A 15,372-nucleotide genomic window follows, 5' to 3' on the forward strand; every position below is an offset into this window, starting at 1 on the left:
CCGGATCGCATGGGACCCGGGCAAGCGTGCTCGTGATCGTGCAATGCCGGATCAGGGCAGGGTGGCGCCCGGATAGGTGTCGGCGAAGCGCTTCAGCAGCTGGTTGCTGCGGTCGGTCGCGGTATCGAGCGCCTGCTGCATCGTCACCTGGTTGTTGAGAGCCTTTTGGATCTCTTCGGTGATGATGTTGCGGATTTCGACATAGTTGCCGAGGCGGACGCCCTTGGAGAGCGGCGTCGGGGTGGCGCGGGTCAGGCTCTTGACGGCGAGATCGCGGTTGACCTTGCCCTTCTGCTGGTAATAGCCCTCGGCGACGAGGTCGTTATAGGCCGACTTGGTGACCGGGATATAGCCGGTGCCGTCGGACCAGAGCTTCTGCTGCTCGGGCTGGGCGATGAACTGGTAGAAGGCGCCAACGGCCTTGTACTCTTCCTTCGAGAAGCCCTTCATCGTCCACAGCGCGGCGCCGCCGACGAGGCTGTTGATCGGCGTCACGTCCTTGTTGTGCGGCAGCTGGGCGACGGTCCAGTTGGTGCCCTTGGCAGTTGCCAGTTCGTCGGTCGTCGTGAAGCCGGCGATCGAGTCGAAGAAGATCGCGCACTGACCGTTGACGAACATGTCGCGGCGGGTGTCGATATTCGGCTCGTACTTGGCGAGGCCTTCGTCGAACCAGCGCTTCTGGCGCTCCATGTGCTTGACGAACAGCGTCTTGTTGATCTCGAGCTGGGCGTCGAGGCCGTCATAGCCGTTATTCTGCGTCGCGACCGGAATGTTGTGGATCGCCGAGAACTGCTCCATGTCGGACCAGAGGTCGATCGACCAGCCGATCGGGCACTTCGAGCCGGCCTTGTCGCGCAGGGCAACCAGCAGCTTGTCGAAATCTTCCCAGGTCTCGGGGAAGCTCGTGTAACCGGCGGCCTTCAGCTGGTCGGTGTTGTAATAGACCATCGCCGTCGAGGAATTGAACGGGAAGGCCCAGAGCTTGCCGTCGCGGCCGGCATAATAGTTGCCGATGACGGGGAAATAGTCGTCCCAGTTGATCTTCAGACCGACGTCCTCAGCCAGCTGATAGGCGGGAACGACGGCGCCTGAGAGCATCATCGTGCCGGTGGCGCGGTCGACGACCTGCAGGATGTGCGGCGGCTTGCCGGCGCGAACCGCGGCCATCGCCTTCTGGAAGATCTCGTCGTAGGTGCCCTCGCGGGTGCAGTTGATGTGGTACTGGTCCTGGCTCTGGTTGAAGCGATCGCACTGGGCCATCACTTCCTTCTGCAGGCGGCCCGAAAGGCCGAACCACATGTTGATCTCAGTCTTGGCGCTGGCCGGTGCGGCACCGGTGAGCACCGCAAGCGTGGCGGCGGCGGCAAATGCAGCTTTGAACATCCCTATCTCCAAAATCGTTTGTGCGGCGGCCGGTTGGTCGGGCCGTCCGGGAACGGTGCGACCGAGTACCGTGAAAACGTTTCATCGGGATGACGGATATATGTCCGATTGGTGACTGCTGCAGATTTTTGCGGTCAGGAATTGGGCTGGCTGGAGAGACTTGCAAGGCCGGTTGCGATGAGATCGGCGGTCACCGTGACGGTGTTTACGCCAATCGCGGCAATGGAATAGGAGGCGCCGACGGCCGCCCAGCGCGTTGCCGTCAGGGCATCCGCGGTGTTGAGGAATACCGCCAGGAAGATGCCGACGAAAACATCGCCGGCGCCGGTGACATCCACGGGATCGACAGCCAATGCTGGAACGCAGACCGGCGCCTTGCCCGGCTGGATGAGAACGGAGCCGCTGGCGCCCATGGTCAGGACGATGCTGGCACCGCCGTCCGCCGCGTGGCGGGACAGCGTATCGGCAAGCTCGCCGTCATCGACATCGGTGCCCACGAGCTGGCGGGCGGCCGAGCGGCTCATGAAGATGAAGTCGCAGCTTCTGCGTAGCGTGCCGAAGGCGGCCGGTGTCTGCCAGTGCGCCGGAAGGCCGGTCGTGTCGATGGTGACGAGATCCGGGCGCGAGGCGCCGGTCAGGTGGAGTTCATCAAGCAGGCCAACGCGGAAGCCTTCGAGATGCAGGCAGTGCTGGCCCTGCCGCGCCGCCGCCGCATTGAAATAGTCGCGAATGCGCGGGATCGGCAGCGATAGCGGCTCATTGAGGATCGTTCGGCGGCCGCCCGCCTCGACGATGACGACGCTGCGCGAGAGCCTGCCGCCGGTGACGCGTTCGATGGCGTCGACGTTGAGGCCGCATTCCAGCAGTTCGGCCAGCGCCCAGTCGCTTTCGGGGTCGTCGCCGAGCGAGGAGATCAGATCGACGGCGACCGGGAAGTCTCCGCCGAGCCGGCTTGCGGCGATCGCCACATTCGCTGCGGGTCCGCCGACAGACCTGTGGATCAGCTTGGCGGAGACGCGGCTGCCGGCCGGCGGCATTTCCTCGGTGAGGATGGAATGATCGATGCTGACATAGCCGATGGCGGTCAGCCGTGGGGCGCCTTGCGGCAATGGCGCTCCCTTGCGGGCGCGTTCCGTCTGGCCGACGAGCGAGCGGGCGACCGAGCTCGGGCGATAGCCGAGCCTCTGGATCGCGTCGAAAACGGCAAGGCGGTTTTCCTCGGTGACCGCCTTGTTGCCGTTGACGACACGGCTGACGGTGCCGATCGAAACGCGCGCCAGGCGCGCGACGTCCTTGATGGTTGCGCGATTTTTCATGGCTGGGATGGGCTCATCTGAGCAGAGGAAAGAAGCTTCATTGAATCGTCATCGAATGGTGTCGGAAGTTTCACATTCTTGGCCTAGTTCGTCGCGCGCAATGAAACGTTTTCACGACGTCCGGCGCAACTCAAATTTAAGCGAGGATCCATGCTAATCACAACTTATAACATCCAGTATACCCGCGGCCAGGACGACCGCTACGACCTGGAACGTATTGTCGATACCGTCAAGGACAGCGACATCATCGCATTGCAGGAAGTCGAGAATTATTGGGACCGTTCCGGCAATATCAGTCAGTCGGAGGCGATTGCCCGTCTGCTGCCGGATCACTATTTCGTCTGGGGCCCGACCGTCGACGTGCTGAAGGTCTCCGATGCCGAGGGCAAGCGCCCGACGGATCACAAGCGCCGCCAGTTCGGCAACATGATCCTGTCGCGCTACCCGATCCTGTCCACCCGCAATCACATGTATCCGAAGTTCACCGCGCCCGGCCCGCATACGATCCAGCGCGGCGCGATCGAGGCACTGATCCAGACGCCGTCGGGTCCGGTACGCTTCTACTCGACCCATCTCGACCATCTCGCCAGCCGCCACCGCATGGTGCAGCTGCAGGAGCTGGTGAAGGTGTCCAACCGTGCCTTCGAAGACGGCCCGGCGATCGGTGGCCGCGAAATCGTGCCGTCCTGGCGCGAAGAGCCGGCGCTGCCCGACATGCCGCGCGAGGCGATCCTTCTCGGCGACTTCAATTTCGAGCCAACCTCGCCGGAATATGAATGGATCTGCGGCGCCGTGAACCAGTGGCATGGCCGCCTGCCGGATGCATCCGGCTTCGTCGATGCCTACGTTGCCGCCGGTGGCGCGGAAGACGAGGGCCACACGCTCTACCGTGACATCGCCGCCAAGGCCGGCATCCGCATCGACTACTGCTTCGTGCCCGCCTGGCTCTCCAGCCGGATCAGCAAGTGCTGGGTCGACGAGCAGGCGACCGGTTCGGATCACCAGCCGCTGCGGGTCGAGATCGATCTCTAAGGCGAACGGGCGGCCGGGCAGCTTTCATGCCCGGCCGCCCCGATCTCAGCGATGGTCCAGCCGCTCCACCAGACGATCGCCGAACCACTGGATGCCGCAGACCAGCACGATGAGGACGATGACGACGGCGATCATCACCGAGGTCTCGAAGCGCTGGTAGCCGTAGCGGATGGCGAGGTCGCCGAGGCCGCCGGCGCCGATGGCGCCTGCCATGGCGGAGGCGCCGATGAGGGTCACCAGCGTCACGGTGAAGCCGGCGACGATGCTGGGCAGGGCTTCGGGCACCAGCACTTCGCGGATGATCGTCCAGCGATTGCCGCCCATGGCGCGGACGGCGTCGATCAGGCCGCGGTCGACTTCGCGGAGCGACACTTCGGCGATGCGGGCATAATAGGGTGTCGCGGCGATCGCCAGCGGCACGATCGCCGCCCAGGTGCCGAGCGCGGTGCCGACGATCAGCCGCGTCAGCGGGATCAGTGCCACCAGCAGGATGATGAAGGGCACCGAGCGGAAGCCGTTGATGACGGCGCCGAGCGCGCGGTTGACCCAGAGATTTTCGGCAATGCCGCCGCGCGCCGTCAGCACCAGGGCGAGCCCGAGCGGCAGGCCGGCCACCAGCGAGATGATGCCGGATGCGCCGGTCATCAGCACGGTTTCCCAAAGCGACCGTACGAGCAGGTCAAGCATGATCGGTGTCATAGCCGAGTACCTCCACCCGCGCCGAGCGGGCCGTCAGAAATTGTGCCACCTGATCCTGCAAGCCGGGATCGCGGGCCGGGACGGCGATGAAGAAGCGCGCCACCGGCTGGTTCTGGATATGGTCGATGCCGCCGTGGACGAGGCGGAAGGAATGCGGCAACGCCGCCGAGAGATCGGCAAACAGCGCGCCCTGCGCTTCCGGTCCGGCGAGATCGACGCTGAGGATCGCCTCGCGGCCTGAGACGGGCGAGAGCCTGGCGGCGATATGCTCGGGGAGCTGCGGGCGGATGCTGCCGAGCAGGCTTCGGGTGATCGCCGTCTGCGGGTTGCCGAACACCGACCAGACCTGCCCTTCCTCGACGATCTTTCCGGCATCGATGACGGCGACGCGGTCGGCAATGCTGCGGATCACTTCCATCTCGTGGGTGATCAGCACGACGGTCAGGCCGAGCTTGCGGTTGATGTCCTTCAAGAGCGACAGGATCGAGCGCGTCGTTTCCGGGTCGAGCGCAGACGTCGCTTCATCCGAGAGCAGCAGGGCGGGGCGGGCGGCAAGGGCGCGGGCGATGCCGACGCGCTGCTTCTGGCCGCCGGAAAGCGAAGCGGGATAGGCCTTCGCCTTGTCGGCGAGGCCGACGAGATCGAGCAGTTCGCGGGCGCGCCTCAGCCGTTCGGGTTTTGCCACGCCTTCAATCTTCAAGGGCAGCGCGATGTTTTCCTCGACCGTCTTGGCCGAGAGCAGATTGAAATGCTGGAAGATCATGCCGATGCGGCGGCGCAGCGGCTGCAGTTCCTTCTCGGCCAGCCCGGCAATATCGCGGCCGTCGATATGGATCTCGCCGCTATCGGCGCGCTCCAGCCCGTTGAGGCAGCGGATCAGCGTCGACTTGCCGGCGCCGCTGCGGCCGATGATGCCGAAGATCTCGCCCTTGCGGACGGTCAGCGAAATGCCGTCGAGCGCCGGTGTCTCGCCGAAGCGGCGCCGGACATCGGAAAGGCGGATGATATCCGCGGCAGCTTCGGCTTTCGCCCCGATCGCGGCGGCGGAAACGAATGAATTCATGAGATTATCCTCTGCAAACGCTCAAGGCGGCCCGGACAAGGAACGTCCGGACCGCCCTGGCTTCGCGCCCTTTCCCCCAGGCGCGGATATCGGTTTAGTAGGCGCTCAGCCCCGTGCCCTTGTAGACCTTGTCGAACTCGGCCTTCACGGCGTCGTTCTGGTAGGAGGAGACCAGCGTCTTCACCCAGTCCGCATCCTTGTTGTCTTCCTTGACGGCGATGAAGTTGCGGTAGGGATTGTCGGAGATCGGCTCCTGGGCGATGCGCTCCTTCGGCGACAGGCCGCTCTTCAGCGCCCAGTCGGTGTTGACGACGGCGGCGTCGAGATCGTCGATCGAGCGGCCGACGATGCCGGCATCGAGTTCCTTGATCTCAAGCTTCTTCGGGTTCTCGGTGATATCGGCGATGGTGGCGAGAATGCCGGTGCCGTCCTTCAGCTTGATCAGGCCCTCGTTCTGCAGGACGCGCAGCGCCCGGCCTTCGTTGGACGGATCGTTCGGCAGGCCGACGATGGCGCCTTCGGGGATTTCGGAGACGGCCTTGTACTTCTTCGTATAGAGGCCGATCGGCCAGACGCCGGTATAGCCGACGCGGACGATGTGATAGCCGTGGGTCTTGATCTGGTTGTCGAGATAGGGCTGGTGCTGGAAGGCGTTGGCGTCGATTTCGCCGCGCTCGAGCGCCTCGTTCGGCTGGGTGTAGTCGTTGAAGGTGATGGTCTCGATCTTGAGACCCTTCTTCTCCGCTTCGGCGGTCACGACGCGCCAGACGTCTTCGTCCTCGCCACTCATGATGCCGACCTTGATGGATTTTTCGGCGGCGACCGAGGGAAGGGGTGCGGCAAAGGTTGCGAGCGCGAGGGCCGAAACGGCGAGCGCTGCGAGGCTTGCCCGGCGCGTCAGCGTCACGGCTGAGAAGGTCTTGTTGTTCATTTTGTTTGTCCCGTCTTGGTGATGAGATTGATCTCGAAACACAAAAAGCATGTCAGATCGGAAGGCCGCCTTCGAAGTACGCCCGTCTCTTCTCGAAAGCGGCGCGGGAAAAGTCTTGCCGGTCTGCCCGATCTCTTCCGAATAAAATTCTATAATGTTTATAGACTATATTGGTTGTGCCGCGACGCGAACCGTCCTATTTCGATGTGGAGAGTATGAATCTGGATGCGAGTGCGAGATGACAGCCGGTGGCGGTAAATCGAAGGTCGTGGCGATCATCGGCGGCGGCGTTTCCGGCGCCTGCGTGGCGCTGCATCTGGCCAACGAGCTGCCTGCCGGTATCGCCGAGATCGTCGTCTTCGAACCCCGCGGGGAGCTCGGCCGCGGCGTGGCCTACGATACGGAAGATCCGGCGCACCGCATCAACGTGCCTGCGGCGCGGATGAGTCTCTTCCCTGACAGGCCGGAGGATTTCCTAGAATGGATCGCTTCGACCGGTGCCGTCAGCCGCGATCCCGAAGCAGCGCGGCCGGATGGCAATCTCTTTCCGCAGCGGCGGCTGTTTGGCGCCTATGCCGCCTCGCGCCTGCGACCGGCTATCGAGGCCGGCCGCATCCTTCACCAGCGCGCGACGGTGACCGGGGTCGAGAAGACTGATGATGGCTGGCTGGTCTCCGACAGTACCGGCATCGAGACGCGGGCCGACTTGCTGGTGATCGCCACGACGCATCCGTCACCGTCTCCGCCGCTCGGGCTGCAGGCGGTGCTGGCCGGTCACCCGCGCTATGTCGCCGATTCCACAGTACCGGGTGCTCTCGACAATATAGAGCCGGATGACCGGGTGCTGATCGTCGGCAACGGGCTGACGGCGGCTGATATCGTCGCGTCGCTCACTCTCTCCGGCCATCGCGGGCCGATCACCTCTGTCTCCCGTCGCGGTTTGCGCTCGCGCGGACATGCGGCGACGGCGCAGGATCCGTTCGGCGATTTTACCGCGCGGCCGGCGAAGACGGCTTCGGAATTGCTGCACAGCATTCGCCAGGCGATCGCGCAGGCCGCCGGAGAAGGGGTCAGCTGGCATGCGGTGATCGATGAAGTGCGTGGTCATGGACGGCTGATCTGGCAGGGGCTTCCGCTGGCTGAACGCCAGCGCATCGTCCGCCATTTGAGGCCGTTCTGGGACGTGCACCGTTTCCGTGTCGCGCCGCAGGTCGAGGATGTGCTGGAGCGGGCGATCGGCGAGGGGCGGCTGACGATTGCCGCCGGTTCGGTCGCCGATGCCGAGCGGGACGGCGAAGAGATCCGCGTGACGCTGCGACTGCGCGACGGCAGCCGCCCGGTGAAAAGCTTCGATGCCGTCGTGGTGACGACCGGTCCCGCGCATGGCGGCATCCTGCAGAGCCAGTTCTGGCTCTCCGAGCTTGACGATGCCGGTATCCTGGAGCTCGATCCGACAGGGCTCGGCATTGCCTGCAACGAGCGCTCCGAAGCGATCGGCCGGAGCGGCGACGCCGATCCCTCGCTGCTGATCGCCGGTCCGCTGGCGCGCGGCACTTTCGGCGAGCTGATGGGCCTGCCGCAGGTCACCGAGCATTCGGTCTTCGTGGCCGGCGAGCTGCATCGCAAGCTGACCGGCGGCTGACGCCGTAGACTTTCCCTCGAATATTGCAGACTGATCGCGCCGTTCCCCACTGGCGCCACCGATCCCTCCGTGCTTGCCAGCAAGGCCGCAACCTGAGGGACCGAATTTCCCCACCGCTCTCCAGAATGGAATTCCATTCCTTTAGTGCACTAAATTTATAGAGAATATTTAATGCAAGATCAAAGGAGAGAGACATGCCCCTTCGCCTCGTCGGTATCGCCGGTAGCTTCAACCGCCCGTCCAAGACGCACGCGCTTGTCAGCCACGTCGCGGATCTCGCCTCCAGGCGTTACGGTTTCTCCTCGAAGGTTTACGACCTCCACGATGTCGGGCCGTCGCTCGGATCGTCGCTCTGGCGCAAGGAGCTGGATGCCCAGGCCGCCGGCGTCATCGACGATATCGTCAATGCCGATGTGCTGGTTGTCGGGTCGCCGACCTACAAGGGCTCCTATCCCGGCCATTTCAAGCATCTGATCGACCTGATCGAGCCGCATGAACTGCGCGCCAAGCCGATCATCATCACCGCCACCGGCGGCGGCGACCGCCATGCGCTGATGGTCGAGCATCAGCTCAGGCCGCTGTTCGGTTTCTTCATGGCCCATACGCTGCCGACGGCAATCTATGCCGCCGACCGCGATTTCGCCGATTACAAGGTGACCTCGGAGCAGCTCTCCGGCCGCATCGGTTTCGCCATCGACGAGCTCGCCGCCTTCTTCCCTCGCAGCACAGCAGCCTGCAGGCTGCGGAGTGAATGCGATGAGCGGCGCTCCCGGCACGATGGCGCAGGAACTCTGGAACGTCGTCGATTTCGCCCGCCGCTACCGGCTTCCGGTTCGCGAACAGAACCGGCTGCTTATGCTTTTCGGCCCGGTGGCGCGCGCCGAAGAGCTGCTTGCCAATGCAAGACGCAACCAATCGATCTGACCCTGACAAGGAGAACCGGATTATGAGGCTTGTATTCGAATTCCTGTCATTGCTGCGCCAGGGGCTCAGCCATCCGCAGCCGCTCACTGAAGCTCTGCCTCTCGATGACGATCGCGAGCCAAGCGCTCGCGACTATGAATTCTACTATTGGAGCCCGGCGCCCGGGCCCTGGTATTGAGGAGCCTCGTCATGGCTGTATTCGATGACCGCCGCCCGGCGCCGCTTACACCATCCGGCCGGATCCTGCGCACCGGCGCCGATCTTGCCGCACCCGCAGCCGCGGCATTTTCCTTCGCGCTGCTCTTCGCCATCACACTCGGCATTCTCTAGATCGGAGACGACATGACGCCGGTTCTCATCGTGCCCGGACTTTTCGGATCGGAAGAGGCGCATTGGCAGAGCGCCTGGCTGAAGGATCATCCCGAAAGCCGTCTCGTACGGCAGGAAAACTGGGACCGCCCGCGCGTCACCGAATGGCTCGATGCCCTGGAAGCCGAGCTGGAGCGGGCAGGCGAGGCCTATATCGTCGCCCACAGCCTCGGATCCGTGCTCGCCGCCCGTCTTGCCGGGCGTCCGGCGGCGCGGCGGGTGAAAGGCGCGCTGCTGGTGGCGCCCTGCGATCTGGACGTGACCGACAAGCTGCATCCCGGCAGTATCGGCTTCGGCACCATGCCGACGGACCGCTTGCCATTTCCAAGCATCCTCGTCGGCAGCCTCAACGATCATTACATGTCGCTGGAGCGGCTCACCTATTTCGCGCGGCTCTGGGGCAGCGACCTGCGCAATGCGGGGCTTGCCGGGCATATCAATGTCGCCAGCGGATATGGCCGCTGGCCGGGTGGCTATCGGCTGTTCGATATCCTCAAACACAAGACGCGGCATCTCGAGAAGATACCCCAAAGAAAGCATTCACCTGGCCGGGAAGTTCCACTAGCTTAGCCGCGCAAATTCCACCTCCCGGCCAGGTATCGCGGCCTTCCCAGCCGCCCGATCCCGCCGGTCCTGTTGTCACAAAGGTCATATGTCATGAGTCTCCGTATCAACGATGTCGCCCCTGATTTCAGCGCCGACACCAGCCAGGGTCCCATCCAGTTCCACGACTGGATCGGCAACGGCTGGGCTGTGCTCTTTTCGCATCCGAAGAATTTCACGCCTGTCTGCACGACCGAACTCGGCACGATGGCGGGTCTCGAAGGCGAGTTCAGCAAGCGCGGTGTGAAGATCATCGGCATCTCCGTCGATCCGGTCGAAAGCCACGCCAAGTGGAAGGGCGACATCAAGACGGCGACCGGCTTCGACGTCGAATATCCGCTGATCGGCGACAAGGACCTGAAGGTCGCCAAGCTCTACGACATGCTGCCCGCCGGCGCCGGCGACAGCTCGGAAGGCCGCACGCCCGCCGATAACGCCACGGTGCGCTCGGTCTTCGTCATCGGCCCGGACAAGAAGATCAAGCTGATCCTCACCTATCCGATGACGACAGGCCGCAACTTCAACGAAATCCTGCGCGCCATCGATTCCATCCAGCTGACGGCCAAGCACCAGGTCGCAACCCCCGCCAACTGGCAACAGGGCGACGACGTGATCATCACGGCCGCCGTTTCCAACGAGGATGCGATCGCCCGGTTCGGGTCGTTCGATACGGTGCTGCCGTACCTGCGTAAGACGAAGCAGCCGGCGGCTTGAGGGGTGCCGCGGATGAGGCGGGTGCCGTGCTAGCGGCCCCCTCATCCGCCCTTCGGGCACCTTCTCCCCGCTGGGGAGAAGGGAATGTCGAGGATGCTGCTCGCGCCAACTTCCCCTTGTAACTTCCCAAACGCCGGCTTTGAGGCTTTGATGGCTTCAGCGGTGGCGAGCGAGAGACCGAGGCCCCTCTGGGACACCAAGCCCGCGGGAGAGCACGGGTCCTCGCCCGCCGTTCCATTGAACCCGAACAGTCGCCAGGGCCGCTTGCGAAAGCAAAGCCCGATTAGGCAAGGATGGGATCAGATGGATAGGATCATCGGTATCGACGTTTCGAAGGAGCGGCTCGACGTTGCCGTCTGGCCGCAGGGCGAGGCTTTTGCTGTCGGCAACGACGACGATGGCATCCGCGAACTGACCAGCCGCCTGAAGGCGATCGGCGCCGATGCAATCGCGCTCGAAGCGACTGGCGGTTTCGAGACCCTGGCAACAGCAGGCTTGTCTGCGGCGGGATTGACGGTGCTTGTCGTCAACCCTACTCAAGTGCGTGCCTACGCGCAGGCGATCGGCCGCCGGGCCAAGACCGATCCGATCGATGCGGCCGTCATTGCCGCCTTCGTTGCGGCGACCAAGCCCGCTATCCGGCCGCTACGTGATGCTGAGACGCAAGCTCTGTCGGCTCTCGTCAGCCGCAGGCAGCAGATCGTGCAGATGATCGTGGCGGAAGAGAACCGGGCGCGCATGGTGCGCGACAGGCAGGCGCAGAAGAGTATCCAGCGCCTGCTCGCCGCACTCAGGCGCGAGCTTGCCAGCATCGACGCCGATATGGACGGCCATATCCGCAAGTCGCCTGTCTGGCGGGTGCGCGAAGCGCTGCTGACATCGGTGCCGGGCGTCGGGCCGGCAACCGCGCGCACGCTGCTGGCCGAGATGCCAGAGCTCGGCAGTCTCGACCGTCGCCAGATCGCGTCGCTGGCAGGCCTTGCGCCCTGGACGCGGCAATCGGGCAAGTGGAAGGGCAAGAGCTTCATCGGCGGCGGCAGGGGCAAGGTGCGTGCGGTGCTGTTCATGGCGGCTCTGGTCGCCAGCCGCTACAATCCCGCCCTCAGAACCTTCCGCGATCGCCTCGTCGCACAAGGCAAGCCGAAGATCGTCGCTATCGTCGCAACCATGCGAAAGCTCCTCACCATCCTCAACGCCATCATCAGGGACAACAAACCATGGCAAGACGCTTGACGCAGAAGACAGTCGCTCTCCCCTCGGGGAGAGGGTAGGGTGAGGGGGCTCCGGGCGAGAGGGTCGCTTCCAAACAAGCGCCGCCCTCACACCTCCGCATGAAAATGATGCTTCTGCACACTGCCGGCCGAGCGGCGGATGACTTCGGCGATTTCCATCAGCTGCCTGACGAGCGGCGTCGAGTTGCGCCAGATCATGCCGATCGTGCGTGACGGGCGCGGCGACTGGAAGCGGGCGATCGAGACTTGCGCCGAGCGCGTCTCCACCGGTACCGCCATCTCCGGAATCAATGTGATGCCGATGCCGGCGCTGACCATCTGGACGAGGGTGGAGAGCGAGCTGCCTTCCATGATTTCGCGCGGACGGGCCGAGCCGATGCGGCAAAAGGACAGCGCCTGGTCGCGGAAGCAGTGACCTTCCTCGAGCAGCAGCAGGCGCATTTCCCGTAGCATGTCGCGATCCGGCACCGGGCGGCCTTCGTCTTCGAGGCGGCGCACCAGCACGAATTCCTCGTCGAACAGCTTCAGCTCGGTCAACGAAGGCTCCGAGACCGGAAGAGCGACGATCGCCAGGTCGAGATCGCCGCGGGAGAGTTCCTGCACCAGCTTGGCGGTCTGGGTTTCGCGGACCTCGATCTGGATGCCGTCGAAGGTGGCGTTGAGATCGTTGATAATGGCGGGCAGCAGGTAGGGTGCGACCGTGGGGATGACGCCGATCCTCAAGCGCGCCAGGAACGGATCGCGCGAGGCGCGGGCGAGATCGCCGAGTTCGTCGACGGCGCGGAGAATATCGTGGGCGCGCGACGCGAACATCTGGCCGAAGGCAGTGAGCTTCACCTCGCGGGCGCTGCGCTCGAAGAGCTCGTTGCCGAGCTCTTCCTCGAGCTCCTTGATCTGCATCGACAGCGCCGGTTGCGAGATGGCGCAGGCATCCGCGGCATGGCGGAAGCGGCCGTGGCGGGCCAGCGCCTCGAAATAACGCAGCTGTTTCAACGTCAGGTTCTTCATAATTTTATCTTATCGCTGATATCAGTAAATCCAACTTAAATTTATCACACGCTTCCGATAAGAAGAAGACAGGGGAGGGCGCGTGCAACGCCGCGCCAGCCGGTCCGCCACTGGCACTCCCTCTCAATAACCGATGAATTGCATCATCCAAGGAGAACGCTATGGACGACCAAAAACCCGACAGCGCAGGCAAATGTCCCGTGCCGCACGGCAATGCCGCGCATCGCCCCGGCAACCGCGACTGGTGGCCGAACCAGCTCGACGTGCAGGTCCTGCACGGTCACAACGTCCGCTCCGATCCGATGGGCGAAGCGTTCGATTACGCCGAAGAGTTCAAGAAGCTCGATTTCGAAGCGCTGAAGAAGGACCTTCATGCGCTGATGACCGATTCGCAGGAATGGTGGCCGGCCGACTTCGGTCATTACGGCGGTCTCTTCGTGCGTATGGCCTGGCACAGCGCCGGCACCTATCGCATCACCGACGGCCGCGGCGGCGCCGGTCAGGGTCAGCAGCGTTTCGCGCCGCTGAACAGCTGGCCTGACAACGTCAACCTCGACAAGGCCCGCCGCCTTCTCTGGCCGATCAAGCAGAAATACGGCAACAGCATTTCCTGGGCCGACCTGCTGATCCTCACCGGCAACGTCGCGCTCGAATCCATGGGCTTCAAGACCTTTGGCTTCGCCGGCGGCCGCGCCGACGTCTGGGAGCCGGAAGAGCTTTATTGGGGCCCTGAGGGCACCTGGCTCGGCGACGAGCGCTACAGCGGCGAGCGCGAGCTCGCAGAGCCGCTCGGCGCCGTGCAGATGGGCCTCATCTACGTCAACCCGGAAGGCCCGAACGGCAATCCGGACGCGCTTGCCTCGGCCCGCGACATCCGTGACACCTTTGCCCGCATGGCGATGGACGACGAAGAAACCGTCGCGCTGATCGCCGGCGGCCACACCTTCGGCAAGACCCACGGTGCAGGCGATGCATCGTTCGTTGGCGTCGAGCCGGAAGGCAGCGCGATCGAAGACCAGGGTCTCGGCTGGAAGAGCACCCACGGCTCGGGCAAGGCTGGCGATACGATCGGCAGCGGTCTCGAAGTCACCTGGACGCAGACGCCGACGCAGTGGAGCAACTACTTCTTCGAAAACCTCTTCGGTTTCGAGTGGGAACTGACCACCAGCCCGGCCGGCGCCAAGCAGTGGGTCGCCAAGGATGCAGAAGCTTCCGTTCCCGATGCCTTCGACGCCTCGAAGAAGCATCGCCCGACCATGCTGACCAGCGACCTCGCGCTGCGCGTCGATCCGATCTACGAAAAGATCTCGCGCCGCTTCCTGGAAAACCCGGCTGAGTTCGCCGATGCTTTCGCCCGCGCCTGGTTCAAGCTGACCCACCGCGACATGGGACCGAAGGCCCGCTATCTCGGACCGGAAGTTCCGGCTGAAGACCTGATCTGGCAGGACGTCGTGCCCGCCGTCGATCACAAGCTGATCGACGATGCCGACATTGCAGCGCTCAAGGAAAAGGTTCTGGCGACGGGTCTTTCCGTGCAGGAACTGGTCTCGACCGCCTGGGCATCCGCGTCCAGCTTCCGCGGTTCCGACAAGCGCGGCGGTGCGAATGGCGCACGCGTCCGTCTTGCTCCGCAGAAGGATTGGGAAGCCAACCAGCCGGCGCAGCTCGCCAAGGTTCTCGGCGTTCTCGAAGGCATCCAGAAGGACTTCAACGCTGCCCAGACCGGCGGCAAGAAGATCTCTCTTGCCGACCTGATCGTTCTAGCCGGTGCTGCCGGTGTCGAGAAGGCTGCAAAGGCTGCCGGTCAGCCGGTCAACGTTCCCGTTACGCCGGGCCGTACCGATGCGTCCGAAGCACAGACCGATGCGGCATCCTTCGCCGCACTCGAGCCGCGCGCCGATGCGTTCCGCAACTATGTCAACGGCAAGCGCAAGCAGTTCATGAAGGCTGAAGAGGCCCTCGTCGACCGGGCGCAGCTTCTGACGCTGTCGGCACCCGAAATGACGGTGCTGATCGGCGGTCTGCGCGTGCTGAAGGCCGGTGCTCCCGAGCACGGCGTCTTCACCTCGCGTCCTGAGACACTGACCAACGACTTCTTCGTGAACCTGCTCGACATGGGCACGAAGTGGGCACCGCTGGCAGGCAAGGACGGCGTCTACGAAGGCCGCGACCGCAAGACCGACGCCGTCAAGTGGACCGGTACCCGCGTCGACCTGATCTTCGGCTCGCACTCGCAGCTGCGCGCCATCGCCGAAGTCTACGGCCAGTCCGACGCCAAGGCGAAGTTCGTCAAGGACTTCGTTTCGGCCTGGAACAAGGTCATGAACGCCGACCGTTTCGATCTCGTCTGATCGATCGAAAATTGCACTGGACGCGGCCCCTGCCGCGTCCAGTTCACGGCAGCTCCGTCGGCTAAGCCGTTTTATTCCTGACTAATTTACGACGGGATTAATCAC

Annotated in this window: 14 protein-coding genes and 1 pseudogene; 9 read left to right on the plus strand and 6 right to left on the minus strand. The window is 63.9% G+C overall.

Going from position 1 to position 15,372, the window contains the following annotated elements; genetic code table 11:
- Positions 1 to 51: 51 nt before the first annotated feature.
- Both F2982_RS13745 and F2982_RS13750 read right to left on the minus strand, forming a co-directional pair.
- Positions 52 to 1,383, minus strand: a complete 1,332-nt coding sequence (locus tag F2982_RS13745; RefSeq protein ID WP_199627739.1) for an extracellular solute-binding protein — start codon at positions 1,381 to 1,383, stop codon at positions 52 to 54.
- 134 nt (positions 1,384 to 1,517) lie between these two features.
- Positions 1,518 to 2,699: a PfkB family carbohydrate kinase gene (locus F2982_RS13750; protein WP_203428137.1), complete on the minus strand. Its 1,182-nt coding sequence runs from the start codon at positions 2,697 to 2,699 to the stop codon at positions 1,518 to 1,520.
- Positions 2,700 to 2,849: 150 nt separating this feature from the next.
- On the opposite strand from F2982_RS13750, the gene F2982_RS13755 reads away from it, so the two are divergent.
- Positions 2,850 to 3,731: an endonuclease/exonuclease/phosphatase family protein gene (locus F2982_RS13755; RefSeq protein WP_203428138.1), complete on the plus strand. Its 882-nt coding sequence runs from the start codon at positions 2,850 to 2,852 to the stop codon at positions 3,729 to 3,731.
- Between the two features lie 45 nt (positions 3,732 to 3,776).
- Here F2982_RS13755 and F2982_RS13760 read toward each other — a convergent pair whose 3' ends face one another.
- The 3 genes from F2982_RS13760 to F2982_RS13770 form a co-directional block, all read right to left on the minus strand.
- A complete protein-coding gene (locus F2982_RS13760; protein ID WP_203428139.1) occupies positions 3,777 to 4,430 on the minus strand; it encodes a methionine ABC transporter permease in 654 nt (217 codons plus the stop codon).
- Entirely contained in the window at positions 4,411 to 5,493 is a 1,083-nt protein-coding gene (locus F2982_RS13765; protein ID WP_203428140.1) for a methionine ABC transporter ATP-binding protein, read from the minus strand. Before F2982_RS13765 ends, F2982_RS13760 begins: the two co-directional genes overlap by 20 nt.
- A gap of 94 nt (positions 5,494 to 5,587) precedes the next feature.
- Positions 5,588 to 6,424, minus strand: coding sequence for a MetQ/NlpA family lipoprotein (locus F2982_RS13770; protein WP_203428141.1), 837 nt, complete (start codon positions 6,422 to 6,424; stop codon positions 5,588 to 5,590).
- A gap of 238 nt (positions 6,425 to 6,662) precedes the next feature.
- Here F2982_RS13770 and F2982_RS13775 point away from each other — a divergent pair, with 238 nt between their 5' ends.
- From F2982_RS13775 to F2982_RS13805, 7 genes and pseudogenes are all read left to right on the plus strand, one after another.
- Positions 6,663 to 8,066, plus strand: coding sequence for an FAD/NAD(P)-binding protein (locus F2982_RS13775; protein ID WP_203428142.1), 1,404 nt, complete (start codon positions 6,663 to 6,665; stop codon positions 8,064 to 8,066).
- 194 nt (positions 8,067 to 8,260) lie between these two features.
- A pseudogene (gene msuE / locus F2982_RS13780) lies at positions 8,261 to 8,785 on the plus strand (FMN reductase); the annotation flags it as partial.
- Between the two features lie 227 nt (positions 8,786 to 9,012).
- Positions 9,013 to 9,168, plus strand: coding sequence for a hypothetical protein (locus tag F2982_RS13785; protein ID WP_162708776.1), 156 nt, complete (start codon positions 9,013 to 9,015; stop codon positions 9,166 to 9,168).
- A gap of 11 nt (positions 9,169 to 9,179) precedes the next feature.
- Complete coding sequence (locus tag F2982_RS13790; RefSeq protein WP_246777444.1) at positions 9,180 to 9,320, plus strand: hypothetical protein; 141 nt, start codon at positions 9,180 to 9,182, stop codon at positions 9,318 to 9,320.
- A 12-nt stretch (positions 9,321 to 9,332) separates the two neighbouring features.
- Positions 9,333 to 9,929: an alpha/beta hydrolase gene (locus tag F2982_RS13795; protein WP_203428143.1), complete on the plus strand. Its 597-nt coding sequence runs from the start codon at positions 9,333 to 9,335 to the stop codon at positions 9,927 to 9,929.
- 87 nt (positions 9,930 to 10,016) lie between these two features.
- The gene (locus F2982_RS13800) at positions 10,017 to 10,676 is read left to right on the plus strand and encodes a peroxiredoxin (RefSeq protein WP_130284078.1); all 660 of its coding nucleotides are present in this window, start codon (positions 10,017 to 10,019) and stop codon (positions 10,674 to 10,676) included.
- Between the two features lie 303 nt (positions 10,677 to 10,979).
- Positions 10,980 to 11,909: an IS110 family transposase gene (locus F2982_RS13805; RefSeq protein WP_203428144.1), complete on the plus strand. Its 930-nt coding sequence runs from the start codon at positions 10,980 to 10,982 to the stop codon at positions 11,907 to 11,909.
- A gap of 86 nt (positions 11,910 to 11,995) precedes the next feature.
- Here F2982_RS13805 and F2982_RS13810 read toward each other — a convergent pair whose 3' ends face one another.
- Complete coding sequence (locus tag F2982_RS13810) at positions 11,996 to 12,916, minus strand: hydrogen peroxide-inducible genes activator (protein WP_203428145.1); 921 nt, start codon at positions 12,914 to 12,916, stop codon at positions 11,996 to 11,998.
- A 161-nt stretch (positions 12,917 to 13,077) separates the two neighbouring features.
- Between F2982_RS13810 and katG the strand changes: the two genes are divergently transcribed.
- Positions 13,078 to 15,267, plus strand: a complete 2,190-nt coding sequence (gene katG / locus F2982_RS13815) for a catalase/peroxidase HPI (protein WP_203428146.1) — start codon at positions 13,078 to 13,080, stop codon at positions 15,265 to 15,267.
- Positions 15,268 to 15,372 lie beyond the last annotated feature (105 nt).

This window comes from Rhizobium sp. BG4 (genome assembly GCF_016864575.1).
GTDB lineage: Bacteria > Pseudomonadota > Alphaproteobacteria > Rhizobiales > Rhizobiaceae > Rhizobium.